This is a genomic window from Kitasatospora sp. NPDC057015 (assembly GCF_042673745.1).
Lineage (GTDB): Bacteria > Actinomycetota > Actinomycetes > Streptomycetales > Streptomycetaceae > Kitasatospora.
On the sequence record NZ_JBHUSG010000053.1, the window covers coordinates 1 to 26,785 of the forward strand.

Below are 26,785 nucleotides of genomic sequence, written 5' to 3' on the forward strand. Positions count from 1 at the left end.
CGCCAGCAGCGCCGGCAGCACGCCCATCGTGCCGTCGGTGGACGCCATGCCGCCGATCACCAGGTCGAAACCGGTCTGCTCCAGCGCCTTCGCGACGATCGCCGAGGTGCCGATCACGTCGGTGCCGTGGATGTCGTCGTCGTTCACGTGGACGGCCTTGTCCGCACCCATCGACAGCGCCTTGCGCAGCGCGTCCTTCGCGTCGTCCGGGCCCACCGTCAGCACCGTCACCTCGGCGTCGCCGTGCGCCTCCGCGATCCGCAGCGCCTGCTCCACGCCGTACTCGTCCAGCTCCGACAGGAGGCCGTCGACGCCCTCCCGGTCGGTGGTGTGGTCGTCCGCGAAGCGACGGTCACCGGTCGCGTCGGGCACGTACTTCACACAGACAACGATCCTCAAGCTCACGGCCTGTCTCCTGTGGCAGATGTCGGTCGGACTGTTCGATCTCGCGGAGCGCGGGCCGCCGGGGCGCGGGCCCTGCCCGGCTCGGCGGGTCGGTGGCCCCGGGGGGCGCACTCGGCCGGTCGGCCGGGGGCCGCGTGACCCGGAGGTCGAACGTACCTCCGCAGAATATGGCACTCAGTACCCTCTGTAAAGGCACTGAGTGCCACCGAATGGTGGATATTTCGCCCCACCCGGCAAGCTCACGGCACTGAGTACCCGCTTATGGAGGTACTGGCCGTCCGGGTGATCATCGGCGGCTCACGGCACATTCTGTTCCGCCCAGATGATCTTCCCGCTGCCGGTGTAGCGGGTGCCCCAGCGCCGGCAGAGCTGGGCCACCAGGAAGAGCCCGCGCCCGCCCTCGTCCGTGGTCCGGGCGTGCCGCAGGCGGGGCGAGGTGCTGGTGCCGTCCGAGACCTCGCAGATCAGCACCGCCTGGTTGATCAGGCGCAGGGTCACGGGCGCGGAGCCGTAGCGGATCGCGTTGGTGACCAGCTCGCTGACGACCAGCTCGGTGGTGAAGACCAGGTCGTCCAGGCCCCAGGCCGTGAGCGCGCCGGCGGCGAGGCTCCGCGCCTCGGCCACCACCGCGGGGTCGCTGGGCAGCTCCCAGGTGACCACCCGGTCCGCGGCGAGCCCGTGGGTGCGGGCCAGCAGCAGGACGGCGTCGTCGTCCGGACCGTCCGGCAGCATGGCGGCGAGGATGTCGTCGCAGGCGTGCTCCAGACCGGGCCGGACGTTCTCCAGTGCCGCCCGCAGCCGCTCCCCCGCGACCTCCGGGGCCAGGCCGGCGCCGGACAGCAGGCCGTCCGTGAAGAGCGCCAGCACACTGCCCTCCGGGAGGTCGAACTCGGCCGACTCGAACGGCAGGGTGCCCACCCCCAGCGGCGGGCCGGGCGGCAGGTCGGCGAAGGTCACCCGGCCGTCCGGAGTGATGATCGCCGGCGCCGGGTGGCCGGCCCGGGCCATCGTGCAGTGCCCGGTCGCCGGATCGTGCACCACGTAGAGGCAGGTGGCGCCGTGCGCGGTGGTGGCGGTCTCGGCGTCGCCCTGCTGCGCCGAACGCTCGTCCACCAGGCGCAGCACCAGGTCGTCCAGGTGGGCCAGCAGCTCGTCGGGGGGCAGGTCCATGTCCGCGAGGGTGTGCACCGCGGTGCGCAGCCGGCCCATGGCGGCGGCGGCGTTGATGCCGTGCCCGACCATGTCACCGACGACCAGCGCGACCCGGGCGCCGGACAGCGGCAGCACGTCGAACCAGTCGCCCCCGGCGCTGCCGTCGGCGGCGGCGGGGAGGTAGCGGTAGGCAGCGTCGATGGCGGGCAGGACGGGCAGGAACTGCGGCAGCAGGCTCCGCTGGAGGGTGAGGGCCATCCGGTGTTCCCGGGTGTAGCGGCGGGCGTTGTCCAGGCAGACGGCCGCGCGGGAGACCAGTTCCTCGGCGAGCGCCAGGTCCTCGGACTCGAAGGGGTCGGAGCCGCCCGACCGGATGAACACGGCCACCCCGAGCACCGTCCCCCTGGCCCGGACCGGCACGGCCATCAGCGAGTGCAGGTCCCAGGTGGCGCGGCTCTCACCGCGCACCGCGTCCTGCTCGGTCCAGGGCTGGCCCGCCAGGCTGGGCTGCAGGACGGGCCCCTCCTCGGCCAGGCACCGGATCATCGGCGAGGAGGCCGGGTAGCACGGGTCGCCGCCGATCGCGACCACCACCTCAGGGTTGCCGGTGCGGACCGAGAGATGCGCCATCCGGCGCAGCGGCGGCGGATCGTGCCGGCCGGGCGGGGCGGGCTCGTCGCCCTGGAGCACCGGGTCGAGCAGGTCCACCAAGGCGAGGTCGGCGAGGCCCGGCACGGCGACCTCGGTCAGCTCCCGGGCGGTGGCCTCCAGGTCGAGGGTGGTCCCGATCCGGGTGCCGGACTCGGTGAGCAGGGTCAGCCGTTCGCGGGTGCGCCAGCGGTCGGTGATGTCGACGCTGATGTAGCAGACGCCCAGCACCCGTCCTGCGTCGTCGTCCAGGCGCAGGATCGAGGTCGAGAAGGCGTGCTCGCGCCCGGGGTCGATCGGGACGTACCCGCGGTACTCGAAGTTGAGCACCGGGACGCCGGTGTCCAGGACGGACTGCAGCTGGCGCTCCACCTGGTACGGCGAGAGTTTCGGCAGCACCTCGCGCATCCGGTGGCCGAGCCGTTCCTCCAGGCTGACGCCGGCCATCCGCTCCAGGGTGCCGTTCAGCCAGACGTACCGGAGGTCGGTGTCCAGCACGGCGATGCCGTACGGCGAGCGGGTGAGGAAGCGCTCCACGACGGAGTGGCTGGCCCGCCACCAGGGCGCGCCGCCGAGGTCGATGGCGGACAGGTGCCAGCGGCGGGAGCCCGAGACGTCCGCCAGTGCGCTGGCCTGCACCCCGAGGGTGAGCACCCGGCCGTCGCGGTGGACGGCGCGGACCACCGCGCCGCTGCTGAGCCCCGCCGCGGAGCGCTCGGAGCCGCCGCGGGGCGGGAGGAGGCCGTCCTGTCCGGGGGCGAGTAGCGCGCTGATCGGCCGGCCGAGCACCTCGCCCGCCGTTCGGCCCAGCAGCCGGGCCGCCTCGTCCGACCAGCCCACCACGGCCCCCTGCTCGTCCACTACGGCGGCGGCGGTCGGCATCAGGTCGAACGGAACGGCTCGGCCGGCGCCGGCGCGGCTGTCCGAGACGGGCATGTGCGGGACCCTCCTGCAGGGGTACGCGGTCCATACTCCTCCGCACCCCTGGGCCCTGCCACCGCGTGCGCGCCATCCGGCGGGGCGTGCCGCCGGATGGCCGCGCCGGCGGGCCGGGCGGTGCCGGGCACGGATGCGGGACTTCCGTGCTCCTGCGATCGTTCCTGCCAGGACCTCGGCGTGCCGCCGGGTCGCACCGAGCCGAGGAGGCACCGTGGACCTGCACCTGTCGGGCAAGGTGGCCGTGGTGACCGGGGCCAGCAAGGGTATCGGCCTCGCGGTCACGCGGGCGCTGGCGGCCGAAGGAGTGCGAGTGGTCGCCGCCGCCCGGACGGCGGGGGCACTCGACGACCTGCCGGAGGGCGATCGGGTGCACCCGGTCGCGGTGGACCTCAGCACCCCGGACGGACCGGATCGCGCGGTGCGGGAGGCCGTCGAGCGCTTCGGCGGGCTGGACATCCTGGTCAACAACGTCGGGGCGGTCCGTCCGCGGGTCGACGGCTTCCGGTCCGTCACGGACGAGGACTGGCTCTGGAGCCTGACGGTCAACTTCCTGGCCGCCGTCCGCACCACCCGGGCCGCCCTGCCGCACCTGATCGAACGCGGCGCCGGCTCGATCGTGACGGTCAGCTCGGTCAACGCCTTCCTGCCCGATCCCTCGATCGTGGACTACTGCGCGGCGAAGGCGGCCCTGAGCAACTTCTGCAAGGCCCTCTCCAAGGAGGTCGGCCCGCACGGCGTGCGGGTCAACACGGTCAGCCCCGGGCCGGTCTCGACCGCACTGTGGCTCGGCGAGGACGGCGTCGCCGCCACCGTCGCGCGGAACGCCGGCGGCCGGCCCGAGGACGTCGCCCGGGGCGCCGCCGCGCAGTCCGCGACCGGCCGCTTCAGCACCCCCGAGGAGGTCGCCGACCTCGTCCTGCTGCTGGCCGGCGACCGTGCCGGAAACGTCACCGGCAGCGACTTCGTGATCGACGGCGGGCTGGTCGGCACGCTCTGACGTCGTTCGGGCGGGGCACCCGGGCCGCCGCCGGCGGGGCACGGCACGGGGACGGTACCCGCGCGCAGCGGGGCACGGCACGGGGACGGTGCCCGCGCGCGGCGGGGCGGGCAGTGGCCAATCTCACGCACCGCGACCGGGCACCTACGGTGGCGTAGGTTACTTGAGGCAGTGAAGTATCTCTGTCCATGGCCGACCACCAGGAGATCCCTGACCTTCGTTCGTACACCGCCCTGGGCGACAGCTTCACCGAGGGCCTCGACGACCCGGGGCCGGACGGCGGGTACGCCGGCTGGGCCGACCGGCTCGCCGGACTGCTCGCCGCGCGCCGCCCCGCCGGCGAGTTCCGGTACGCCAACCTCGCGGTCCGCGGCAGACTGCTCGACCAGATCGTCGCCGAGCAGGTGCCCGAGGTCCGGCTGAGCAGGCCCGACCTGGTCACCTTCTGTGCCGGCGGCAACGACATCCTGCGCCCCGGCAGCGACCCGGACGAGGTCGCGGAACGCTTCGAGGCCGCCGTCCTCGAACTGCGCGAGGCCGCGGGCACCGTCCTGATCTGCACCGGCTTCGACACCCGGGGCGTGCCCGTCCTGCGGCACCTGCGGGGGCGGATCGCCACGTACAACGGCCACCTGCGGGCGATCGCCGACCGCAACGGCTGCGCCGTGGCCGACCTCTGGTCGCTGCGCTCGATGCACGACCGGCGGGCCTGGAGCGAGGACCGGCTGCACCTGTCGCCCGAGGGACACCAGCGGGTCGCGCTGCTGGCCGCCCGCGCGCTCGGCGTCCCGGTGGAGCAGGACCCGGACGCGCCCTGGCCGACCTCGCACGCCCCCACCCCGGCCGAGCAGCGCCGGGAGAACCTCCAGTGGGCCCGCAGCTACCTGCTGCCCTGGGTGGGCCGGCGGCTGCGCGGCGAGTCCTCCGGGGACCACGTCGAGGCCAAGCGCCCCGACCTGCTGCCGCTCTGACCGCGGGCCGGCCCGCCGGGGCTCCACCCGGCGCCGGCCGCGGGCACCCCGACGGGCGGCGATCCCGGCCCGTCACCGGCCCGGCCCCACGATCCCGCCCCGACGGCGCGTCAGGACCGGGGCGGAGTCGGTGACGGCCTAGGGTCGGCCCCGGGGCCGGTGCCCCGTCCCCGCGAGCAGGTCACCCGAGAGGCGGCGCGAGATGCCGGCAGAGCCCACCCGAGAGCACGACGTCCTGGTGGTGGGCGCGGGGGTCGCCGGCCTCAGCTGCGCGCTCGACCTGGCCGCCGCCGGTCTCGACGTGCTGCTGGTCGAGGAGGGGGACGCCGTCGGAGGGCGGGTCCGCACCGACCGGCGGGCCGGGTTCCTGCTGGACCGCGGCTTCCAGGTCTTCAACACCTCGTACCCGCAGGTGAAGCGGCGGCTGCGGCTGCGCGAGCTGCGACTGCACCCGTTCACCCCGGGCGTCCTGGTGCAGACCGACCGCGGCCGGCTGCGTTTCACCGACCCGACCCGGCGGCCCGGCCATGCCGGCGACCTCCTGCCGGGGCGGCTCGGCTCCGCCCGCGACCTGGCGGCGCTCGGCCTGCTGAGCGCCCGCGACCTGCTGCTGCCCCCGGCCGTGCTGCGCCGCGGCCGGGACACCTCCACCAGGGCGGCGCTCGCCTCGGCCGGGGTGTCGCCCGCCCTGGTGGAGGAGTTCTTCCGGCCGTTCCTGTCGGGAGTCTTCCTGGAGGACGAGCTGGAGACCTCCGCGCGCTTCTTCCACCTGGTCTGGCGCAGCATGCTGCGCGGCACCCTCTGCCTGCCCGCCGCAGGCATCGGCGCGGTGCCGGCCCAGCTCGCGGCCGGGCTCCCGGCCGGCGCGCTGCGGCTCGGCACGCCCGTCCGGGAGCTCAGCGAGGCGGGTGCGGTGCTCGCCGACGGCCGTGAGCTGCCGGCCCGGGCGGTCGTGGTGGCCACCGGTCCGGGCGCCGCCGGCGCGCTGCTGCCCGGACTGCCGGTACCGCCGACCCGTACCGTCAGCACGCTCTACCACGCGGCGCCGCGGACGCCGCTGGCCGAACCGACCCTGCTGGTGGACGCGGCCCGCCGGGTGCTCAACACGGTGGTGCTCAGCGAGGTGGCGCCCGGCTACGCGACCGACGGCCGGGCGCTGGTGTCCACCTCCGTCCTCGGGGCCGCGACGGAGGGTCGGGAGGCCGAGGTGCGGTCCGCGCTCGCGGAGCTCTACGGCACCGACACCGCCGACTGGGAGCCGCTCGCCACGTACACCGTGCGCGAGGCGCTGCCGGCCATGCCGGCGCCGTGGCCGCTGACCCGCTCCACCCGCTTCGGCGAGCGGCGCTACGTGTGCGGCGACCACCGGGCGACCGGCTCGTTGCAGGGGGCGATGGCCTCCGGGACGCGGGCGGCGCGTGAGGTGCTGCAGGACCTCGGCGCACCGGCGGGCGGCTGACGGCCGGCGGGCCGCCGCCTCCACGGGCGGGTGGGCGCGGCCGGTGGGGTCAGGGCCCGGCGGGTGGGGCCGGCTCGGCGGCCGTTCCGGTGCGACGCTCCCGGCGCAGCGCCGCCAGCTCCTCCGTCATCCGGCCCAGGAAGCGTGCCACCACCTGTAGTTCGGCCGGGGTGAAGTCGGCCCGGACGACGTCGGTGCGCTCCGCGACCGGGGTGAACCAGGCGGAGGCGATCCGGCTGGCACCGGGGTTGTAGTGCACGCGTACCTGGCGGCGGTCGGCGCTGTCGCGGCTGCGGTGCACGTGGCCGGCGCGCTCCAGGCGGTCGAGCACGGCGGTGACCGCACCGGAGGTGATCCCCAGCTCCTCCCGGAGCAGACCGGGCGTCACCGCCGGGCCGTCGTCCTCGTCCGCTGCTCCGGCCGCGCCCCCGGCCGGGCCCGGGCCCGGGCCGCCGGCCCCGGTCTCCCCGCCGGCGCCGCGCATCACCGCCAGCAGCGCCTGGACGTCGGTGGCGTGCAGGCCCTGCGAGGCCGCGAAGTCCTGACCGAGCAGGTTCATCTCGGAGGCCAGCCCCTGGAGCAGCCGGCCCAGCTCGCGGCGTTCGGTCGGCCGGTCGTCGCTGCCGCCCTCACTGGATTCGGGTGCGGGTACCGGCGCGTGCTGCTGGGGCAAGGTCACCTTCCGTCCGTACGGTCGCAGGAGCCGGACGCGCCCGCCGTGGTGCCCAGCTTAGGCGCCGGCCCGGACGGTGCCCGGGTGCGGGCCCCGGCGTCGGGCACCGCCCGTTCGGCCGCTGCCGGGGCCGGGTGGCGACCCCGTCGGCCGTCCCGTAGAACTTCACTGATTAAGTCTCTCAATCATTGAGATATTATCCCCGTGCCGGGCCCACCGCCCGGCCCCGCACGGACACGCACGAAGGACTCCCGCCATGACGAGATCCACCCGCCGTACGCGATTCCTGGTCCCCCTGCTCCTGCTCGTCGTCTGGCTGGGCCTCGGCGGCGCCTTCGGCTCCTACGCGGGGAAGCTGGGCGAGGTCTCGACGAACGACAGCGCCGCCTTCCTGCCCACGAGCGCGGAGTCCACCGAGGTGGCCCGGCTGCGCAAGGCCTTCGAGCACGACGCCACACTGCCCGTCGTCGTGGTCTGGCAGGCCGTGGACGGCGGGCAGGTGACCGAGGCCCAGCGGGCGGCGGCCGGCTCGGCGCTGCGGGCCGCCGCCGCCGTCCCCGGCGCGACCGGCGCCGTCTCGCCCGCCCTGCCCTCCGCGGACGGCCGGGCGCTGTCCGGCGTGGTCGCGCTCCGGGCGGACCTGGGCCGGACGGTCGGCGACAGCGTGACCGCCGTCCGGGCCCAGGTCGAGGGCGTGGCCGGCACCACCGTCGGCCTCGCCGGGCCGGCCGCGCTCCAGGCCGATCTGGGCGGCGCCTTCGCCGGGATCGACGGCATCCTGCTGGGGGTGGCGCTCGGCGTCGTCCTGGTGATCCTGCTCGCGGTGTACCGCAGCGTGGTGCTGCCGCTACTGGTGATCATCGGCGCGGTGTTCGCGCTGGCCGTCTCCTGCGCGATCGTCTACGTGCTGGCGCAGCACGGCTTCGTCCGGGTGGACGGCCAGGTCCAGGGCCTGCTGTCGATCCTGGTGATCGGCGCGGCCACCGACTACGCGCTGCTGCTGTCCGCCCGGTTCCGGGAGGAGCTGCAGCTGCGGCCCGACCGCTGGAGCGCGATGCGGATCGCCTGGCGCCGCTCGGTGGAGCCGATCGCCGCCTCCGGGCTGACGGTGGCGCTCGGCCTGCTCGTCCTGCTGCTCTCGGACCTCACCAACAACCGGGCGCTGGGGCCGGTGGGGGCGATCGGGATCATCTGCGCCGTCCTGTCTGCGCTCACCTTCCTCCCCGCCGCGCTCGTGCTGCTGGGCCGGGCCGCGTACTGGCCGGCCCGGCCGCCGGCCGACGGCCGCACCCCGGTGCACGGCATCTGGAAGCGGGTCGCCGCGCTGGTCGGACGCCGCCCCAGGGCAACCTGGGCCGCCGCGCTCGGCGTGCTCGCGCTCTGCGCCGCGTTCGCCCCGACGCTCAACGCCCAGGGCGTGCCGCAGAGCGAGCTGTTCATCAAGAAGCAGCCGTCGGTGACCGCCCAGCAGATGCTGTCCGCGCACTTCCCCGGCGGCTCCGGGAACCCGGCCGTGGTGATCGCCGAGGTGGCGACGGCGGAGCAGACCGCCGCGGCGGCCCGGGCCGTGCCGGGCGTGAGCGGCGTCCAGGCCTACACCGGCGGCGCGCCGGGCGCGCCCGCCCGGGTGGCGGACGGCCGGGTCCGACTGGACGTCACCCTCGCCGACGCCGCCGACAGCGACGCCGCGATGGCCACCGTCCAGCGCCTGCGCGCGGCCGTGCACGCGGTGCCGGGCGCGGACGCCCGGGTCGGGGGGTACACGGCCCAGCAGTTCGACACCCGGACCACCGCCCGGCACGACCGTACGGTGATCATCCCGGTGGTCCTGCTCTGCATCCTCGTCGTCCTCGTGCTGCTGCTGCGCTCCCTGGTCGCACCGCTGCTGCTGGCCGCCACCGTGGCCCTCTCCTACCTGGCGACCCTCGGCGTCTGCGCGATCGTCTTCCCGCACGTGTTCGGCTTCTCCGGCACGGACCCGTCGGTGCCGCTGTACGGATACGTGTTCCTGGTGGCGCTGGGAGTGGACTACAACATCTTCCTGATGACCCGGGTCCGCGAGGAGTCCCAGCGGTACGGCACCCGCCAGGGCGTGCTGCGCGGGCTCACCGCCACCGGAGGAGTGATCACCTCCGCCGGTGTGGTGCTGGCGGCGACCTTCGCGGCACTGGGGGTGATCCCGCTCGCCTTCCTGGCCCAGATCGCCTTCATCGTGGCCTTCGGCGTCCTGCTCGACACCCTGCTGGTGCGCTCCCTGCTCGTCCCGGCCCTGGTGTACGACCTCGGCGGGCGCACCTGGTGGCCGGCCCGCCTCGACGCCGACCACCGACCCGACGGACCGGACGGACTGGACGGACCCGAAGGCCGACCGGCCCCGCAGGACCGCGACGGCGAGGGCGACCGGGCACCGGCCGCCGGGCTCGCCGACGGGAGCGCCGGCTAGCGCCGAGCTCCGGTTCCCGTCCGGCACCGGAACAGGCCGTGGGGCCCTCCGCTTCGTTGCGGAGGGCCCTTCGGTTTCCCGCCCCGGCCCGGCGGCGCCCGCCGCCCGGGGGCCCCGGCGTCAGCCCCGCGTCCGACGGCGCGCGAGCGTGCGGCCCAGCCCGGCGTTGAGCCGGAGCAGCCCCGGGATCAGCAGATAGGCCGCGACCGGGACCACGACGGCGGTGAGGACCAGCGTCCGCAGGACCAGCGGAAGGCCGGCCAGGGCCGGGCCGAGCACGGCCAGGGCGAGCGTGATGGCGGGGTAGACGGCGAGCCAGGTGATCAGCGCACGCCGGTGGACGGAGGGCGCGCCGGAGGCGGTGGGCGCGGCGGGTGATGCGGGTGATGCGGGGACGCCGGGTACGGGGCCGCCGGATGCGGCGGCGGTCGGCGTGCCGATGCTGGGCGCGGACGCGGTGGCCATGCGGTACCTCCCGAGGACGGCGGTCGGAGACTTCTCCAACCGGTTGGTTGGATTTTGGCACGCTCGACGGCCCACGTCCAACCATTTGGTTGGAATCCAGGGGTAGACTCCGGTCATGGCCTGGGACACCGCGAAGACCAAACAGCTCCTCCTCGACGCCGCCGTCGAGGAGTTCGCCGAGCACGGCCCGCAGGGCGCCCGGGTCGACCGCGTCGCCAAACGGGCCGGCGTCAACAAGGAGCGGATCTACCAGTACTTCGGCAACAAGGACCAGCTGTTCACCGCCGTGCTGGAGGCCGAACTCGCCAAGGTCGCCGCCGCCAACCCGCTCACCCCCGAGCAGGCCGCCGACCTCGGCGAGTACGCGGGCCGGATGTTCGACTACCACAGCACCCACCCGCACTTCCTGCGCCTGCTGCGCTGGGAGGGGCTGGCCGGCGACGAGTCGGCGGTGGCGGCCGGGGGCGAACGGGCCGCCCACTACGCGGACAAGGTCGCCGCGGTCGCCGGTGCCCAACGGGCCGGGGAGCTCTCGGCCGACGTCGACCCGGCGCATCTGCTCTACTCCGTACTCGCCCTGGCCGGCTGGTGGTTCACCACACCGCAGGTGGTCCGGATGGTGCTGGCGGCCGGACCGGCCGACGACAGCCCCGAGGCCAGGCGCGAAGCGCTCGTCCGGCTGGTCCGCCGGCTCGCCCACTGACCCGCCGGGTCGCCCACCGATCCGGGGGGCCGGTCACCCCCGGCTCGACCGCGGACCGGTCATGGCCTCCCCGCGCCGACGGCAGCGGTCACCGGCGCGGCGCCGGCGCGGGAACGGCCGCCGGCCCGGGTACGGCCGCCGTCGCCGGGACGGCCTCCGATGCGGGAACGGCCGCCGTCGCCGGCCGGAGCGACGGAGTGACGGTGCACACGAGGGCGGCGGTGTGCACGAGAGCGGCGATGGCCGCGCCCACCGCGTACCAGAACAGGTCCGGCGCGTTGAAGGTGGAGCCGAGCACCAGGCGGGCGAGCGTGCTGCGTGCCGACAGGTCGGCCGGCAGGCCGGTGAGCTGCGCGAACTCCACCAGCCAGCTGACCGCCAGCGCGATCCCGGCGGCGGCCGTCGGACGCGTCCTGGGTGCGAGCAGCACGACGAGTGCGCAGAGCAGCACCGTGTAGAGCGCGTCGCCCACGTACTTGGCCGTCTCACCGACCGTCAGCGCCCGCACTCCCAGACCGGCCGCCACCGTCAGCACCGCCGCCGCGCCCGCCGCCCAGCGGCCCCGTGCGCGGCCGAACTTCCCCCGAGGACCGATCATGTCCCCCACCCTACGGTGCCGCCGGCCGGCCCTACCCGGCGCAGCCCGCCTCCGACCTGGGACTCCGGCTGTCGGTGGCCCGCCGCAGGTGGGTAGCCTTCATCGCGACAGGGGCGGCCCGCCGACGACGGCGGCGCGGACACGGAACGGGGCGGTTGCGGTGGGGCTGACGGAGACGACGAACGTGGCGGACGGGGTGGCGGACGCGGACGGGTCGGCGCCGCACGGGTTCGCGGTGGCGGGTTTCGCACCCAGACCCAGCGGGTCCGCGGCCAAGCGCAGGGGCAAGGTGCTGCGGCAGAACGCGACCCGCGAGCAGCAGGCCGAGTTCGCGCCGGCAGCGGACCGGCCGAACGCCGTGGACACCATCGAGGCCTCCAACGCGGGCCGGCTCGACCACCTGGTGCCGATCCGGCTGGGCCGGATGTCGGCCACGCCCTTCGCCTTCCTGCGCGGCGCGGCCGGCCTGATGGCGGCGGACCTCGCGCACACCCCCACCAGCGGGATCACCGCCCAGCTGTGCGGCGACGCGCACGCGGCCAACTTCGGCCTGTACGGCGACGCCCGGGGCCGGCTGGTGATGGACATCAACGACTTCGACGAGACCGTGCCGGGCCCCTGGGAGTGGGACCTCAAGCGGCTCGCCGCCAGCCTGGTGCTCGCCGCGCGCCAGGTGGGGGCCGACGAACAGGTGGCCCGGCAGGCCGCGTTCGAGTCGGCCGGCTCGTACCGGCGGACCATGCGCGCGCTGGCCAAGCTGCCCGCGCTGGACGCCTGGAACGCGGTCGCCGACGAGCACCTGGTGGCGGTCACCGACGCCCACGAGCTGACCGAGGTGCTGAACAAGGTCTCGGCCAAGGCGCTCGCCAACACCAGTGCCCGCTTCGCCGCCAAGTCCACCGTGCGCGAGGCGGAGGGCCGCTGGCGCTTCACCGCCGCTCCCCCGGTGCTCAGCCAGGTGCCGTACGAACTCGCCGCCTCCGTCGCCGCCTCGCTCGCCCCGTACGCCGAGACGGTGCCGGCCGAGCTGCGCCCGCTGCTCTCGCGTCACCACGTGCAGGACGTGGCCTTCCGCGTGGTCGGCACCGGCAGTGTGGGGACCCGCAGTTACGTCGTACTGCTGACCGACCACCGGGACAGGCCGCTGGTGCTGCAGGTCAAGGAGGCCCGCCCGTCGGTGCTGCTGCCGCACCTGGCGAGGGCGGGCTACCCCGTCCGTGAGGTGCCGGCGCACGAGGGGCAGCGGGTGGTGCTCGGCCAGAAGCGCATGCAGGTGGTCAGCGACACCCTGCTCGGCTGGACCACGGTGGACGGACTCCCGTACCAGGTACGGCAGTTCCGCAACCGCAAGGGCAGCGTCGACCCGGCCGCGCTGCTGCCCGGCCAGCTGGACGACTACGCCCGGATCACCGGCGCGCTGCTGGCCCGGGCCCACGCGCACACCGCCGAGCCGGAGTTGATCAGCGGCTACTGCGGCAAGAGCGAGGCCCTGGACGAGGCGATCGCCGCGTTCGCGGTGGCCTACGCCGACCGGACCGAGGCGGACCACGCGGATCTCGTCGCGGCGATCCGCAGCGGCCGGCTGCCGGCCGAGACGGGAGTCTGAGGGCCCGGCCGAAACGGGTCACACCGCCCCGCACCCTCCTCGTCAGCGCCGCCCGTCGGGGCGGCGCACCTCCGGACGGCCGTCGCCCATGCGACGGCCGTCCGGCCGCTGTTGACCGCGGACGGGGGATCCCGATAGCGTCCCGGTGTCCCGGAGAACGCTCTCCGGCTCTTCCGCCACACCACGGCCGGGTGGACGCCCGGGTAGACCGGACGCCGGATCCGACCGGCCACGGCACGACGGGGAACGCCCCGGACGGGCACCGGTACGGAGGGCACCGGGCCGACCCGCGACGGCCCGGGAGTGCGCGGACACGGGCCGGGGCACCAGCCGCGAGAGGGCCCCATGCACAGCGCCACCAAGCAACGCCTCGGCCCGGCGGAGATCCGCGCCGTCGTCGCCGCCTCCTGCGCCCCGGGCACCCGGGTGACGGACGTCGAGGAGCTCACCGGCGGCACCTTCAACGCCGCCTACCGGATCACCCTCGACCCGCCGGAGCGGGTGGCGGTGCTGAAGATCTCCCCGCCGCCCGTGGTGCCGCTGCTGACCTACGAGCACGGGCTGATGCGCACCGAGACGGAGTTCTACCGGCTGGCCGCCGAGCAGGCCGGGGTGAGTGTCCCCCAGGTCCTGGCGGCCGACTTCGAGCGGCGGATCGTCGACGGCGACTACCTGCTCATGTCCCATCTGCCCGGCGAGAGCTGGGACCGGGCCCGCCCGCGCATCGAGGCGGCCGACCAGGCGCGGCTTCGGCGGGACTTCGGCGAACTGACCGGCCGGCTCCGTGCTGTCCGCGGCACCGGCTTCGGCTACCCCCAGCACGGCACCCTGCCCACCTGGCGGGCCGCCTACGGCCGGATGCTGGACGACGTGCTCGCGGACGCCCGGCGGTACGGCGTCGTGCTGCCGGTCGACCCGGAGCAGTTGCTCGGGACGGTCCGCGCACGCGCGTGGCTGCTCGACGCGGTGACCGTGCCCAGCCTCGTCCACTTCGACCTGTGGGAGGGCAACGTGCTGCTCGCCGAGCGGGCCGGACGGCTGGAGATCAGCGGCGTCATCGACGGCGAACGGGCTTTCTGGGGTGACCCGTTGGCGGATCTGGTGTCCCCCGCACTGCTCGGTGACATCACCGCCGACGCCGACTTCCTCGCGGGGTACCGCTCGGTGGTCGGCCCGTCGTTCGAGATCACCCCCGAGGCGGCCCGGCGGATCGACCTCTACCGGATCTACCTGGACCTGATCATGCTGGTCGAGGCCACCCCGCGCGGCTACGACCCGGCGGAGCACGAGCCGTTCGCCGCGCTCGTCCGGGCCGACCTGCGCGCGGCGCTCGACCGGCTGCGGGGGACCCCGGCCGAGCCGCCCGCCGCGAACTGACGTCCCACCGGCACGCGTTCGGCCGGCGGCGGGCGACGGCGAACGGCGACGGCGGCGAACGGCGACGGGGTGGGGCTGAAGCCGACCGCTGCCCCGCCCCGCCCGCCGCCGCGGCGCTCAGGCCGCGTAGCCGCCGTCCACCGACACGGCCGCGCCGGTGATGTAGCGCCCGCCGTCGCCCACCAGGTGGGCCACCGTCGCGGCCACCTCCGACGGCGTCCCGAAACGCCCCAGCGCCGTGAAACCACGCTGCAGCTCGGCGGCCGGGCCGTCCGCCGGGTTCATGTCGGTGTCGGTGGGGCCGGGGTTCACCAGGTTCGCGGTGATGCCCCGCGGACCGAGCTCGCGGGCGAGCGACCTGGTCAGGCCGTTCAGCGCGCTCTTGCTCATGCCGTACAGCGACCCGCCGGGGAAGGCGAAGCGCTCGGCCATGCAGCTGCCGATGGTGACGATCCGCCCGCCCTCCGTCATGTGGCGCAGCGCCGCCTGCGAGGCCACGAACGGCGCCCGGACGTTGACCTCCAGCACCCGGTCGACGTCCTCCGGGGACAGATCCTCGATCGGGCCGACCACCCCGACACCCGCGTTGTTGACCAGGATGTCGAGCCGCCCGAACTCGGCGGCGGCCAGGTCGACCGCCGCGCGGACGGCCGCCGGGTCGGCGCTGTCGGCCTGCACGGCCAGCGCCCGGCGGCCGAGCGCCTTGATCCGGTCCACCACCGCTGCCGCGCGTTCGGCGCTGCCGAGGTAGGTCAGCACGACGTCGGCGCCGTCCTCGGCCAACCGCAGTGCCACCGCCTCGCCGATGCCCCGGCTGCCGCCGGTCACCAGGGCCACCTTGCCGTCGAGTACCGCGTTCATGATCGCTCTTCTCTGCCTCGGTTTCGCTGACGTCCCGATACTCGTACGCCGCCCGGGCGGAGTCCGGCGGCATTCGGACGCCACGTTCGGCGGCCCGACCCGGCCCGGCCCGGCGGTTCCCCGAGCGCGGGACGGCCCGGGTCGCGGGCCCGCGCGGACCCTGCGCGGGGCCGGTTCGGGCGGTCAGGCGCCGCGGCCCGCGGGCGCCCGTACGGTGCCGGCCGACCGGGCCGTCGGCTCACCCTCCCCCGCGCTCGGGGAACCGCCCGACCGGGCCGCGAACACCGCCACCAGGACGGCCAGCGCCGCCACCGCCGCACAGGTCGCGCTCGCCTGGAAGTACGCGGCGCGGTGGCCCTCGCCGCCCGCGACGGCGGCGCCGCGGAGGTAGATCCCGGACAGCGCCGGCACCCCGACCGCCGCCGCGATCCGCTGCGACATCTGCAGGATCCCGCCGCCGACCCCGGCCGCCTCGGCCGGCGCGTGGCGCAGCACGGCCGCCTGGTTGGGCGCGTTCACCAACCCGACGGCGATCCCGACGAAGACCTGGACGAGCGCGAGCGCCCAGGGCAGCGACCCTTCCGGCGTCCGGAGGGCGACCAGGCCGCCCGCCAGCATCGCGGCGGCGGACAGCGCCATCCCGGCCGTGACGGTGTGCCGGCCGAACCGCCGCACCACCCGCCAGGCCAGCGCGGAGGAGATGCCCATCGCCAGCGGCGCCGGCAGGCTGACCAGGGCGGCACCCACCGGCGACATCCCGAGCCCGTCCTGGAGGAACATGATCAGTACCAGGCCGGCCGCGATCGAGGACCCGAACTGCGCCATCGCCACCACGGTGCCCAGCGCGAACGGCCGGGAGCGGGCGAGCGCGGGATGCACCAGCGGGTGCCGGCCCCTGCGGACGTACCGGCGCTGCCAGTGCACGAACAGGGCGGTGAGCGCGCCGGCGGCGGCCAGGTAGGCCACCGCGCCCGAGCCGCCCGGCGGCAGGACGAACGGCACCATCACCACCAGGGTCAGCGCGGCGACCAGCAGCAGCCCGACCGGGTCGAGGTCGGGGTGCCCGGTGCTGGAGCGCGGCGGCGGCAGGTGACGGGCGGCGAGGACGAGGGTCAGCAGGCCGAACGGGACGTTGAGCAGGAAGGTCAGCCGCCAGCCGTCGTGCTCGCCGGCGAGGGCGAGCACCAGACCGCCGATCGGCGGTCCGAGCGCGGTGGCCAGCCCGCCGGTGACGGCGTACAGACCGAGCGCGCGGGCCCGCAACTGCCCGCCGAAGACGTCCTGGATGGTGCCGATCATCTGCGAGTTGACCAGCCCGGCGCCGACTCCCTGCAGCAGCCTGGCGGCGACCAGCGTCCACGGGTGGGCGGCGGTCGCGGACAGCAGGCTGAAGCCGGTGAAGACCGCGAGCCCGGTGAGGAACAGCGTCCGGCGTCCGCGGACGTCGCCCAGGCGGCCGCCGGGCACCAGCGCGAGCCCGAAGGCGAGCGAGAAACCGGCGACGATCCACTGGATCTGGGCCGGCTGGGCGTGCAGCGAGTCCCGCAGCGCGGGCACCGAGGTGTTCAGCAGCGACTGGTCGAGCAGGGTGGTGAAACCCGCAGTCATGCAGACCGCGAGCACCCGGCGCCCCGCGGGGTCGAAACGCTCAGCCACGTCGCACCCCGCACGGCCCGGCCGGCTGAGGAGCGGGCCGGGGAGCGGGCCTCGCCGGCCGCCCGGTGCGCTCCCGCGGGCCGTCGCCGACCGGGCGGCCGCGGGCGGCGCACTCGGCGGCGCTGTAGGAGCTGGCGGACCCGGCCTGCGAGCCGGGATCTGGCGTACCGTCGGGTGTTCCCATTGCTGTGATGGTATCCGCCCTCCCCGCGAGCCCCCGGAGCCCCAGGGGTCCCAGTGCCCCCGGAGCCCCAGGGCGCCCGATCACTCCGGTGTCCCGGCCGGGGGCGGCCCCGGGCGGCCCGACGGGGGCGGACGGCCCGGCCGGGGGCGGGCCGTCGGCGGGGTGCGCTGATCGTACAATTGGCGCTCGATCAGCCGGGCCGGCGGCCCGGGGCGTACGAGGGGGATCATGTTCGGCATCATCAGACCCTGTCGGCACGGGCTCTCCGAGCGGCTCCGGAGCTCCTGGACGGCGCACCTGTGCGGGCTCTGCCTGGCCCTGCGCGACCAGCACGGGCAGCTGGCCCGGACGGCCACCAACTACGACGGGCTGATCATCTCCGTCCTGGTCGAGGCCCAGGCCGCGGCGACGGACGGTTCCTGGCGCCGCACCGCCGGGCCCTGCCCGCTGCGCGGCATGCGGACCGCCGAGGTCGCCCGGGGCGAGGGCGCCAGACTCGCCGCCGCCGTCTCGCTCGCCCTCGCGTCGGTGAAGATGCGCGACCACGTCGAGGACCGGGACGGCGTGTTCGCCCGCCGCCCGATAGCCGTCGGCGCCCGGGCGGTGACCCGGCGGTGGGACCGGCAGAGCGCGGGCAGCGGCGCGGCCCTGGGCTTCGACACCGGCGTGCTGCTCACCGCCGGCGCCCGGCAGGCCGAGCTGGAACGGGCCGCGGGGCCCGGGAGTTCGGTCCTGCTGGTGACCGAGCCCACCGAGAGCGCGACCGCCGCCGCCTTCGCGCACACCGCCACGCTGGCCGGGCGGCCCGGCAACGCCGCCCCGCTCGCCGAGGCCGGGCGGCTGTTCGGCCGGCTGGCCCACCTGTTGGACGCGGCCGAGGACCGGGCCGCTGACGCCGCCACCGGCGCCTGGAACCCGCTGACCGCCACCGGCACCGACCGGGCCGAGGCCGAACGCCTCTGCCGGGACGCCGTCCACGGCATCCGGCTCGCCCTGCGCGAGGTGGAACTGACCGACCGTTCCCTCGTCCACGCCCTGCTGGGCCACGAGACCGAGCGGGCGGTGGAGCGGGTCTTCGGCCGCCGGCACGCCCACGGCGGCGCCTGCGCCACCGAGCGCGCCGCCGACGCCTCCCTCCTGACCGCCCCGGCGCGCCACGAGCCGCCCCGGGGGCAGCATCCGTACGACCAGCCGCCCGGCCTGAGCCCCTACCGGCAGCCGTCCGACCGCGACTTCGGCCCGCCCCCGGGCGGCGACGGCCGGCCGCCGCGCAACCTGCTGGCCGGCTGCGCACTGTGGACGCTGATGGCCTGCAGCTGCCGGCTGATGTGCTGCGAGCACGAGGACCCGTTCAACCGGCAGCGCAGGGAGGGGTGGTGCGCCCGCCAGGACTGCTGCGAGAAGGCCGAGTGCTGCGGCGACGGCTGCAGCTGCTGCGGGGACGGCTGCAGTTGCTGCGGCGACGGCTGCGACTGCTGCGGCTGCGACTGCGGGTGCGACTGCTGACCGGCCCGGGACGGGCCCGCGACCGTCCGGCCGGGCGAAGCGGCGCCGGAGCGACGGCGGCGAGCGGCGTCAGGCGGCAGGCGGCCCGTCGGGGCCACCGCGGCGCGCCCCGCCGCCCGGCCGCCCCGGTGACCGGCCGCCGCACCGGACCTGCTTGGGTGTGCGCATGCCCTTCACTCTGAGCCACCCGGCCGCCGTGCTGCCGCTGCTCCGGCGCAGCGGGGCGGGCGGGCCGCTGGTCGCCTCCGCCCTGGTGGCCGGCTCGACCGTGCCCGACCTGCCGTACTTCGCGGCCTCGGTACGGCCCGGGCTGTTCGGCTACGGGTCCGCCACGCACGCCTGGTGGGGTGTGCCGACGGTGGACGTGCTGCTGACCGCCGGGCTCGTGCTGCTCTGGCACGCCGTACTGCGCGCCCCGCTGGTGGCCCTGCTGCCGGCCCGTGCGGCGGCGGTCGCCGAGGCGCTCACCGCACCGGTGCGGCCGTGGCGGGCGCTGGTCCGGCTCCGGGCCCTCGCCTGGTTCGCCCTCTCGGCGGCGATCGGCGCGGGCACCCATGTCGGCTGGGACGCCTTCACGCATCACGACCGGGCCGGTGTCCGACTGTTGCCGGTGCTGGCCCGGTCGCCGGCCGGTGTCCCGCTGTACCAGGTGCTGCAGTACGGGAGCTCCGCGGTCGCACTGGTCGTCCTGGCCCGGTACCTGGCCCGGACCGCGCGGACGGCCCGGACCGGGCCGGCGCCGACCGCCGCCCGGCCCCCGCGCTGGCCGCGCGCCCTGGTCCTCGGGGTGACCGCCGGCGCGGCCGGGCTGGGCGCCGCCCACCGGGTGGTCCGGCGCTGGACGCTCCTGCCGGACTCCTCCCTCGCCCAGCTGGTGCCGACCACGGCCTTCGGCGCCGCGGCCGGGGCGGCGCTCGCCCTCACCGGCTACGCGGTGCTCGCGCACGCAGCGCCGCGGCGGGGGCGACGGGCCAGGGGCTGAGCGGACCGGGGGTTGAGCGGACCGGGAGCTGAGCGGGCCGGATCGCCGGTCGCGCCGGCGGTCACCCCGTGGCCGCGTACCGGCAGGCCGCACCGGGGAGCCGTCCCGTCGGGCCGTCCCGTCAGGCCGGTTCGCCGGGCCGGTTCGCCGGGTCGGTTCGGGACGCCGACGGCGGGGCCCCGGCAGGTCGGCCGCGGGCCCGCGGTGCCCCCGCCGGCCCCCGAGCTGGATGCGCCGCGGCCGAAGTCGCCTGATCATGGACAGTGTCGAGTTGCCCCACCGTGAGCGAGGAGGGCCCGGTGCACGCGCAGGCTTCGGACCGGGAGGCCGCCGACGCCCTGGTCGACGCGGCCGCGGCCGCTCTGGCCACCGGCAGCGGAGAGCTGCTGCGCCAGGTGCTGGGCCAGCTCCCGGTCGGTGTCGGGCTGCTGGATCCGGACCTGCGCTGGCAGTACGTCAACGCCGCCTTCGCCCAGGTCACCGGCCTGCGGCCGGCCGAGCTGGTGGGCCGGCCGGTCGCCGACACGCCGCAGGCCGCGGTGGCGCACACGCTGCGCCTGGTGCTCGCCGACGGGCGCCCGCGCGAGGCGGTGGCCGGCGGGCAGCGCGCCCGCTACCAGCGGCTGGAGCTGGCGGGCCGCGCGGCCGGCCTGATCGCCGTCCTGCTGGAGGGGGCCGAGCCCGAGGACGGCGGCCGGCACGAGCTCGAACAGGCCCGGGCCCGGCTCGCGATGCTGCACGCGGCCTCCGGGCGGATCGGCACCACCCTCGACGTCGACACCACCTGCGTGGAACTCGCCGAGTTCACCGTGCCCGGCCTCGCCGACCTGGCCGTCGTCGAGATGCTCCCGGCGGAGTCGGTCGAGCGCGGCGGCGCCACCGCGCCCGGCCCGGCGCGGCTGCGCCGCTCAGCCGTCGCCTGCACCCCCGTGCTGCGTCCGCGGCTCGACCCGCTCGCCCGGCCCGGTGAGTCCGTCCGCCACCGGGAGGCGTCCGCCGCCGCCCGGAGCCTGGCCGCCGGCCGGGCGGTGAGCGCGAACCTGCTCACCGAGGACGAGCTGGCGGGCCCGGCCGCGAACGCCGGCGACCTGGAGGCCTACCGGGCGGCCGGGATCGACTCCGTGCTGGCCGTGCCGCTGACCGCCCGGGGCCGGGTCATCGGTGTGCTGTCGCTCGCCCGGCTGCGCGGATCGTCCCTCGGTTTCACCGAGGACGACGTCTTCCTGGTGGAGGACCTCGCCGACCGGGCGGCGGTCAGCATCGACAACGCCCGGCGGTACGCCCACTCGCAGGGCATCGCGCTGGAGCTGCAACGGGCACTGCTCGCCGAGCCCGGCAATCCGCACCCCAACCTCGACCTCGCCTCCCGCTACCTGGCCTCCGGCACCACCTCGGTGGTGGGCGGCGACTGGTACGAGACGGTGCGGCTGCCGTTCGGCCGGACCCTGCTGGTGATCGGCGACGTGATGGGCCACGGTGTCGAGGCCGCGGTGGACATGAGCAACTACCGCTCGATGCTGCGCTACGTGGCCGCCATGGACCTGCCCCCGCACCGGATCCTGCGCCAGCTCGACGCCCTGATCTCGGAGGACGAGGCCTCCCGGCCCGCCACCTGCCTGCTCGCCCTCGCCGACCCCGGGCGCGGCCGGTGGACCTTCTCCAGCGCCGGCCACCTGCCGCCGGCACTGATCGTCGCGGACCGGCGGACCGAGCTGGTGCCGGTGCCGACCGGCCCGCCGCTGGGCACCGGCTTCGGCGGCTACGAGCAGTCCACCCGCGACCTGCTGCCGGAGCAGACCCTGCTGCTCTACACCGACGGCCTGGTCGAACGGCGGGGCGAGGACATCGACACCTCGCTGGCCCGGCTGGCGGACCTGCGCCTGCCGGCCGCCGGCCCGCTGGACCGGCTGCTGGACGCCGCACTGCAGGGGCTGATCCCGCAGGTGGCCGAGGACGACGTCGCCCTGCTGGCCGCCCGGGTGCGCCGGCGCTGAGCGGCCCGCGGGCGCGCCGCCCCGGCCGGGGACGGTGGGCCCGCGGGCCGGCCGGAACCGTGGGGCCGGGCCGCCGCGGTCCGCGGTCGGCGCGCCCCCCCCGCGGGGGGGGGGGGGGGGCCCGCCGGCCGGGCGCTCCGGGGGGGCGGGGGCGCCGGCGGCCGGGGGGGCCCCCGCCCCCCGCCCGGATCAGCCCGTGACCGGCGCGGTGGACAGGCGGACGTGGTCCACCGCCCAGAACCAGTTGTTGCCCGCGTCGTACATCCGGAACCTCAGCGTCACCGAGGTGGCACCCGCCGGGACGGCGACGCTGCGGGCGACGAACGCGTTCTGGACGTCCTTGCCGGCGTTGTCGTTGCCCGTGGCGTCGCTGCTGTAGGAGAGCAGCCGGGTCTCGGTGCCGTTGTCGAACACCGCCGTGACGGAGGCCTTCTGCGGTGCCTCCTGGCGGTAGTGCGAGTCGAAGCCGAGGTACAGGGTGCCGACGCCGGCCGGGACCGGCACGGCGGGCGACACCAGGGTGGAGTCGAACCGGCCCTTGCCGGAGGGCGCGCCGGTGTCGTCCCAGTCGTCCGGGTCGGCGACGGCGAGGATGCCCAGGCCCCGGGTGAAGTTGCCCCGGTCCTGGCCGGCCGGCGTCGACCAGGCGCGCTTGGTGTGGAAGGTCCACCCCTGGAGGCGGGCGGTGCCCTGCGGCATGCCCGGCGCGTTCACGACCGACCAGCCCTTCGGCGCCTGGGCCGTCCAGCCCGACACCGCGCCGACCGGCTGGAGCACGTCCGCGAGCGACTCGAAGTCCTCGCCGAGCAGGTGACCCGCCATCACGGGGGCCGTCCGGGCGCCGATCTCGCCGTCCGCGATCGCGAACCGGTCGCCGGCCAGGGCGCGCACGGTGACCAGGATCCGGTGGGTGGCCCCGCCCGGCAGCACGGCCGGCGGCGTCACGTCCCACTCGGCGACGGCGGTGGCACCGGCCGCCAGCGCGGCGGGCGCCGGGGTGACGGCCGTGACCGTCCAGCCGGCCGGCACCAGCGGCTGCGCCTCGACCGCGGTGAGGGCGGTCGCGGCGGCGGTGAGGCGGGCGCTGATCCGGGCGGGGCGCCCGGGCAGCAGGATCGCCTCGTCGATGGTGGCGGACGCGGCCCGCAGCGAGACGTCCACGGTGAGCGGGTCGGGCAGGCCCATCGCCGGGTCGGTGACGCCCTGCCCGTCGCCGGGGAAGCGCCCGGCCAGGCGGCGGCGGAAGGCGAGGTCGCCGCGCAGCGCCACCGTGACGTCGTACCAGCCCTCGCGGCCCACCCGGACGTTGACGGTCTTGTCGTCGCCGGCCCCGACCCGGACCTCGCGCAGCCCGTCGCCGTACGCGAGGTCGCCGACCAGGAAGGTCTGGGCGGTGCGGGTCCGGTTGATCACGTCGACCTCCAGCACCCGCCCGTTCTGCTCCTCGGAGATCGAGGCCTCGTACAGGGCGGCGGCGTCGCCGCGCAGGTGCCAGAGCGCGCCGTTCGGGCCGTGCACCCGCAGGTCGTACCCCTCGGCGCCGACCGTCCAGGTGTCGGAGAGCCGGTCCTTCGCGCCGACGGTGTAGTGGCGGGGCGCGGTGCCGGGCGCGGGGTAGACCGCGAACACGGCGCCCTGACGGCCCTGGTTGACGAAGTCGACGGTCAGCACCCCGTCCTTCAGCCGCGACTTGACGGTCAGGTTGTACGGGGTCGGTCGGGCGGTGCGGGAGCCGCGCTGCTGCTGCGGGAGGGCCTGCGGGCTGGGCACGGTGGGCGCGGGCAGCTTGCCCGTGTCGGTGACCTTCTGCCGGTTGCCGCTGGTGTCGGGCAGCTGCGGCCACTGCGGGTCGCGGCCGGAGAAGTCGAAGACGGCAGTGAGGTCGCCGGTGACGGCGCGCCGCCACGGGCTGATGTTGGGCTCCTGGACGCCGAAGCGCTTCTCCAGCAGCCGGATCACCGAGGTGTGGTCGTAGACGGTGGAGTCCACCACGCCGCCGCGGGTCCAGGGCGAGACGACGATCATCGGCACCCGGACGCCCAGACCCATCGGGTACGGGCCGGAGTCGAGGCTCTCGCCGGCCGGCAGGGTGTCGGACCAGGTGAGCGAGCCGTCGGCGGCCTTCACCCGGTACCGGCCGTCCTGGGAGACCACCCGGTGGTAGGTGCTGCCGCCCTTGCTCACCCGGACCACGACCTCGCCGTCGACCGGGACGGTGGACTTGCCGCGCCCGGCGGCCAGCGGCGGCACCGGTGGCAGCAGGTGGTCGAAGAAGCCGCCGTGCTCGTCGTAGTTGAGGATGAAGACGGTCTTGGCCCAGACCTCGGGCTTGGCCGCCAGCGCGGAGAGCAGCCGCGCGGTGAGGTGCTCGCCGTTCGGCGGCGCGTAGTTGGCGTGCTCGGAGAGCGCCGCGGGCGCGACCAGCCAGGAGACCTGCGGCAGGGTGTCGGCCTGGACGTCCGCGGTGAACGCCTCGACCAGGGCGTCGCCCATCGCGAAGGGGTCTGACTTCTTCGCCGGGTCGCCGACCGCGCGCATGCCGCGCTCGTACAGCGGCTCACCGGGCTTGGCCTTGACGAAGGGGGCGAACCAGGCGAGCGCGTTGTCGTCGAAGTTGTCCAGTGCCTGGTAGGTCTTCCAGCTGACGCCGGCCTGCTCCAGCCGCTCGGCGTAGGTGGTCCACTCGTAGCCGCCGGGGATCTCGGTGTTGTCGGTCACCGGCGTGTCGCGGACGGTGCCGCCGCTGGTGCCGGTCATCAGGTGCTCGCGGTTGGTGTTGGTGTTGCACTGCACCGACGCGTGGTAGGCGTCGCAGGTGGTGAACACCGAGGCGAGCGCGTTGTAGAAGGGCATGTCGGCGGGCTCGTAGTAGCCCTGGCCCAGCCAGCCGCCGGAGCGGCGGGTCACCGAGCCGTCGGCGAGGCCGTCGTTCCAGGCCTTCATGGAGTCGACGAACCCGAAGGCCGGGGCGCCCTGCTGGTACGCGTTGGTGTGCGCGGCGTTCATCGGGAACGGCAGCAGGTGGCCCTCCTTGCGGGAGGGGTCGGGCTGGTGGAGGACGGAGCGCCCGTTGACCCCGCGCACGGCCGCGCGGTCGCCGAAGCCGCGGACGCCGGGCAGCGAACCGAAGTAGTGGTCGAAGGAGCGGTTCTCCTGCATGAGGACCACGACGTGCTCGATGTCCGCGAGCTTTCCGGGCCGGGCGGGAGCGGCGAGCGCCTCGCGCACGCTGAGGGGGAGGGCGGACAGCACGGCGGCCGCCGCCGCGCCGCCGAGCAGGGTACGGCGCGAGACTTCGGGGATCGGACTCATGGGGGTGGTGGCTCCTCGATCACGGTACTGGGTGCCTGACTGGTCCAGACCCGTTATGTCTAAGCCGCGAAGATGACCATGACCGGGGTGTTGGGTGACGACTCGATGACCGCCGGCGGTCCCCAACCTGTATAGACATCTACGGAGGCCCCGACGGCCCCTCCCGGGCGCCGCGGACCGCGCGGCGCCCGCCTGCGGACCTCGGCCGTCCGCGAACCGACCGCGCGGGTCGGCCGACCGGCCGCACACACCCACAGACGCGGACACCGCGCACGACGACACCCCACCCGCCGACACCGCGCACGACCCGGTCGGTCACGGCGCCCGGTCGGTCACGGCGCCCGGTCGGGATCGGGCGCGGACAGCCGGGCCTCGACCTCCTCCCAGGGCCGCGGTTCGGTCGCCCGCATTCCCGCGCCGCTGATCTCCTCGTACCAGGCCATCCCCGCGAACCAGGTCTCCAGCCAGCCGGCCAGGCAGTCCGCGTCGACGTACCAGGCGTCCTCCCAGCGGTCCACCACGCCGTTGGGCTCGAAGAGCAGGACGGTGCCCGCCCCACCGAGGCAGTCCACCGCCGCGAACATCCCGCAGCCCCAGTCCATCACCGGCACCACACCGGCCGGCCAGCGCGGACTCTCCCCGCCCCGGACCCGCTCCTGCTCCGCCCGGTGGACCGCGAGCACCGTACGGCCCGGCCCGACCAGCGGCAGCAGCTGGTAGCCGGGGCCGAAGCCCCCGTTGGCGACCTCCCGGTACAGCCGTGCGAGCAGCGGCGGCAGCGCCACGCCGAGCTCGTCCTCCGCGTCCGCCAGCTCCCGCGCGCTCACCGGCGCCGGCAGCGCCTGCTCGCGGGACCGGGCCCGCTCCGCCACTCTCCGAACCAGTCCGCCATGATCTGTCACGCCTGCGATCCTGCCAGTCAGAACCGACAACAGACAGTCTGGGCAAGGGACTTGTGACGGTCAGGCGTCCCCGACCACCCCATCGACGCCAAACCGGTCGACCGGAACTCGACGGCCCACCAAACCGGCCGACCGGACGATGGCGGAACACCGGAACCGACCACGCGGAACACGGCCGCGTCCGCGGTCCCGACGGACGCCCGGGCCCCGCCCCGGCCGCGCCCGACCGGGTGGGACTCCCTCAGAACGCCGCCACCGTGGCCGGTGCCCGCTCGGCCCGGGCCAGGGTACGGAGCAGCGCGGTCGGGCCGTGCCGGCGGACCGAGAGCCGGGTCAGCAGGCGGATCACGGTGTCGAGTCCGGCGGCCGGGATCGGCGGGGTGGGCAGGCCGACGCTGAAGGCCAGGTCGTCGGCGTGCACGGCGAGTTCCATCATGCGGCTGACCAGGAAGTCGTCGAGTCGCAGGGTCCACGGGCCCCACGGCAGGTGGACCAGCCGGTCGGCCGGTTCGGCCGCCAGGGCGGGGCCCAGCGCGGTGACGGTGGCCGCCGCCCGGTCGGCCAGCGCCCGCGGCCCTTCGGCGGCCGTCCGGGCACCGCCCGGGTGGATCCGGATGCCCGCCGCGTCGTCGGGCGCGGAGCCGGTCCGACCGGCGGCGGCGCAGTAGTCGAGCAGCCGCACCGGGTTCGCGCGGTCGGTGGGCAGTGGCTCGGCGAGGGCCCGGGGGACGAGGAAGGTCTGCGCGGCGAGGTGGCCGGCGAGGTCACCGACGGTCACCCCGTCGAGGGCGCTGGGGGCGTGCCAGGCCGCGGCGACCTCGGGCTCGGCGAGCAGCTCCCCGACGGTCCGCGCCGTCCGCAGGTAGGCCCGGCGCACCGCCGAGGTCGCGTCCTTGCCGTCCCTGCCGCCCATGCCGTTCTCCCTGCTCCACACCATGATCACTGCCGATTC

At 75.9% G+C, this 26,785-nt stretch carries 20 protein-coding genes; 10 read left to right on the forward strand and 10 right to left on the reverse strand.

Annotated elements, in window-relative coordinates:
• Together ACFTWP_RS34400 and ACFTWP_RS34405 are read right to left on the reverse strand one after the other, a co-directional pair.
• The coding region (locus tag ACFTWP_RS34400) for an electron transfer flavoprotein subunit beta/FixA family protein (protein ID WP_380268945.1) at positions 1-405 on the reverse strand (405 nt) is incomplete at its 3' end.
• Positions 406-702: 297 nt separating this feature from the next.
• A complete protein-coding gene (locus tag ACFTWP_RS34405) occupies positions 703-3,141 on the reverse strand; it encodes a SpoIIE family protein phosphatase (RefSeq protein ID WP_380268946.1) in 2,439 nt (812 codons plus the stop codon).
• Between the two features lie 214 nt (positions 3,142-3,355).
• On the opposite strand from ACFTWP_RS34405, the gene ACFTWP_RS34410 reads away from it, so the two are divergent.
• From ACFTWP_RS34410 to ACFTWP_RS34420, 3 genes are all read left to right on the forward strand, one after another.
• A complete protein-coding gene (locus tag ACFTWP_RS34410) occupies positions 3,356-4,141 on the forward strand; it encodes an oxidoreductase (protein WP_380268947.1) in 786 nt (261 codons plus the stop codon).
• Between the two features lie 188 nt (positions 4,142-4,329).
• On the forward strand, positions 4,330-5,112 hold the full coding sequence (locus ACFTWP_RS34415; RefSeq protein WP_380268948.1) for an SGNH/GDSL hydrolase family protein: 783 nt from the start codon (positions 4,330-4,332) through the stop codon (positions 5,110-5,112).
• Positions 5,113-5,314: 202 nt separating this feature from the next.
• Positions 5,315-6,571: an NAD(P)/FAD-dependent oxidoreductase gene (locus tag ACFTWP_RS34420; RefSeq protein WP_380268949.1), complete on the forward strand. Its 1,257-nt coding sequence runs from the start codon at positions 5,315-5,317 to the stop codon at positions 6,569-6,571.
• Positions 6,572-6,620: 49 nt separating this feature from the next.
• Here ACFTWP_RS34420 and ACFTWP_RS34425 read toward each other — a convergent pair whose 3' ends face one another.
• Positions 6,621-7,244, reverse strand: coding sequence for a MarR family winged helix-turn-helix transcriptional regulator (locus ACFTWP_RS34425; RefSeq protein WP_380268991.1), 624 nt, complete (start codon positions 7,242-7,244; stop codon positions 6,621-6,623).
• Positions 7,245-7,500: 256 nt separating this feature from the next.
• On the opposite strand from ACFTWP_RS34425, the gene ACFTWP_RS34430 reads away from it, so the two are divergent.
• The gene (locus tag ACFTWP_RS34430; RefSeq protein WP_380268950.1) at positions 7,501-9,687 is read left to right on the forward strand and encodes an MMPL family transporter; all 2,187 of its coding nucleotides are present in this window, start codon (positions 7,501-7,503) and stop codon (positions 9,685-9,687) included.
• A gap of 120 nt (positions 9,688-9,807) precedes the next feature.
• Here the strand turns inward: ACFTWP_RS34430 and ACFTWP_RS34435 are convergent, their stop codons facing one another.
• Positions 9,808-10,152 (reverse strand): hypothetical protein, encoded by a 345-nt coding sequence (locus ACFTWP_RS34435; RefSeq protein WP_380268951.1) that lies wholly within the window; start codon positions 10,150-10,152, stop codon positions 9,808-9,810.
• Positions 10,153-10,267: 115 nt separating this feature from the next.
• On the opposite strand from ACFTWP_RS34435, the gene ACFTWP_RS34440 reads away from it, so the two are divergent.
• Positions 10,268-10,855: a TetR family transcriptional regulator gene (locus ACFTWP_RS34440; protein ID WP_380268952.1), complete on the forward strand. Its 588-nt coding sequence runs from the start codon at positions 10,268-10,270 to the stop codon at positions 10,853-10,855.
• 88 nt (positions 10,856-10,943) lie between these two features.
• On the opposite strand, the gene ACFTWP_RS34445 is transcribed toward ACFTWP_RS34440, so the two are convergent.
• A complete protein-coding gene (locus tag ACFTWP_RS34445; protein WP_380268953.1) occupies positions 10,944-11,453 on the reverse strand; it encodes a DUF2809 domain-containing protein in 510 nt (169 codons plus the stop codon).
• A gap of 166 nt (positions 11,454-11,619) precedes the next feature.
• Here ACFTWP_RS34445 and ACFTWP_RS34450 point away from each other — a divergent pair, with 166 nt between their 5' ends.
• Both ACFTWP_RS34450 and ACFTWP_RS34455 read left to right on the forward strand, forming a co-directional pair.
• A complete protein-coding gene (locus ACFTWP_RS34450; RefSeq protein WP_380268992.1) occupies positions 11,620-13,059 on the forward strand; it encodes a DUF2252 domain-containing protein in 1,440 nt (479 codons plus the stop codon).
• 345 nt (positions 13,060-13,404) lie between these two features.
• Positions 13,405-14,436 carry a phosphotransferase family protein gene (locus ACFTWP_RS34455; protein WP_380268954.1) on the forward strand — a complete coding sequence of 344 codons (1,032 nt, stop codon included), beginning with the start codon at positions 13,405-13,407 and terminating at the stop codon, positions 14,434-14,436.
• 117 nt (positions 14,437-14,553) lie between these two features.
• Here the strand turns inward: ACFTWP_RS34455 and ACFTWP_RS34460 are convergent, their stop codons facing one another.
• Together ACFTWP_RS34460 and ACFTWP_RS34465 are read right to left on the reverse strand one after the other, a co-directional pair.
• The gene (locus tag ACFTWP_RS34460; protein ID WP_380268955.1) at positions 14,554-15,297 is read right to left on the reverse strand and encodes an SDR family NAD(P)-dependent oxidoreductase; all 744 of its coding nucleotides are present in this window, start codon (positions 15,295-15,297) and stop codon (positions 14,554-14,556) included.
• A 183-nt stretch (positions 15,298-15,480) separates the two neighbouring features.
• A complete protein-coding gene (locus ACFTWP_RS34465; RefSeq protein ID WP_380268956.1) occupies positions 15,481-16,953 on the reverse strand; it encodes an MFS transporter in 1,473 nt (490 codons plus the stop codon).
• A 412-nt stretch (positions 16,954-17,365) separates the two neighbouring features.
• On the opposite strand from ACFTWP_RS34465, the gene ACFTWP_RS34470 reads away from it, so the two are divergent.
• From ACFTWP_RS34470 to ACFTWP_RS34480, 3 genes are all read left to right on the forward strand, one after another.
• Positions 17,366-18,643 carry a DUF5685 family protein gene (locus ACFTWP_RS34470; RefSeq protein ID WP_380268957.1) on the forward strand — a complete coding sequence of 426 codons (1,278 nt, stop codon included), beginning with the start codon at positions 17,366-17,368 and terminating at the stop codon, positions 18,641-18,643.
• Positions 18,644-18,809: 166 nt separating this feature from the next.
• Positions 18,810-19,625: a DUF4184 family protein gene (locus ACFTWP_RS34475; RefSeq protein WP_380268958.1), complete on the forward strand. Its 816-nt coding sequence runs from the start codon at positions 18,810-18,812 to the stop codon at positions 19,623-19,625.
• A 299-nt stretch (positions 19,626-19,924) separates the two neighbouring features.
• A complete protein-coding gene (locus tag ACFTWP_RS34480) occupies positions 19,925-21,619 on the forward strand; it encodes a SpoIIE family protein phosphatase (protein WP_380268959.1) in 1,695 nt (564 codons plus the stop codon).
• A gap of 189 nt (positions 21,620-21,808) precedes the next feature.
• On the opposite strand, the gene ACFTWP_RS34485 is transcribed toward ACFTWP_RS34480, so the two are convergent.
• The 3 genes from ACFTWP_RS34485 to ACFTWP_RS34495 all read right to left on the reverse strand — a co-directional run bounded on the left by ACFTWP_RS34485 (position 21,809) and on the right by ACFTWP_RS34495 (position 26,746).
• Complete coding sequence (locus ACFTWP_RS34485; protein ID WP_380268960.1) at positions 21,809-24,931, reverse strand: phosphocholine-specific phospholipase C; 3,123 nt, start codon at positions 24,929-24,931, stop codon at positions 21,809-21,811.
• Positions 24,932-25,263: 332 nt separating this feature from the next.
• A complete protein-coding gene (locus tag ACFTWP_RS34490; protein ID WP_380268961.1) occupies positions 25,264-25,833 on the reverse strand; it encodes an SMI1/KNR4 family protein in 570 nt (189 codons plus the stop codon).
• 241 nt (positions 25,834-26,074) lie between these two features.
• Complete coding sequence (locus tag ACFTWP_RS34495; protein ID WP_380268962.1) at positions 26,075-26,746, reverse strand: maleylpyruvate isomerase N-terminal domain-containing protein; 672 nt, start codon at positions 26,744-26,746, stop codon at positions 26,075-26,077.
• Positions 26,747-26,785 lie beyond the last annotated feature (39 nt).

Coding starts and splice junctions, on each gene's coding strand:
- ACFTWP_RS34405 (WP_380268946.1), bottom strand. CDS start 3,141: ATGCCCGTCTCGGACAGCCGCGCCGGCGCCGGCCGAGCCGTTCCGTTC.
- ACFTWP_RS34415 (WP_380268948.1), top strand. CDS start 4,330: ATGGCCGACCACCAGGAGATCCCTGACCTTCGTTCGTACACCGCCCTG.
- ACFTWP_RS34420 (WP_380268949.1), top strand. CDS start 5,315: ATGCCGGCAGAGCCCACCCGAGAGCACGACGTCCTGGTGGTGGGCGCG.
- ACFTWP_RS34430 (WP_380268950.1), top strand. CDS start 7,501: ATGACGAGATCCACCCGCCGTACGCGATTCCTGGTCCCCCTGCTCCTG.
- ACFTWP_RS34435 (WP_380268951.1), bottom strand. CDS start 10,152: ATGGCCACCGCGTCCGCGCCCAGCATCGGCACGCCGACCGCCGCCGCA.
- ACFTWP_RS34440 (WP_380268952.1), top strand. CDS start 10,268: ATGGCCTGGGACACCGCGAAGACCAAACAGCTCCTCCTCGACGCCGCC.
- ACFTWP_RS34445 (WP_380268953.1), bottom strand. CDS start 11,453: ATGATCGGTCCTCGGGGGAAGTTCGGCCGCGCACGGGGCCGCTGGGCG.
- ACFTWP_RS34455 (WP_380268954.1), top strand. CDS start 13,405: ATGCACAGCGCCACCAAGCAACGCCTCGGCCCGGCGGAGATCCGCGCC.
- ACFTWP_RS34460 (WP_380268955.1), bottom strand. CDS start 15,297: ATGAACGCGGTACTCGACGGCAAGGTGGCCCTGGTGACCGGCGGCAGC.
- ACFTWP_RS34470 (WP_380268957.1), top strand. CDS start 17,366: ATGTTCGGCATCATCAGACCCTGTCGGCACGGGCTCTCCGAGCGGCTC.
- ACFTWP_RS34475 (WP_380268958.1), top strand. CDS start 18,810: ATGCCCTTCACTCTGAGCCACCCGGCCGCCGTGCTGCCGCTGCTCCGG.
- ACFTWP_RS34485 (WP_380268960.1), bottom strand. CDS start 24,931: ATGAGTCCGATCCCCGAAGTCTCGCGCCGTACCCTGCTCGGCGGCGCG.
- ACFTWP_RS34495 (WP_380268962.1), bottom strand. CDS start 26,746: ATGGGCGGCAGGGACGGCAAGGACGCGACCTCGGCGGTGCGCCGGGCC.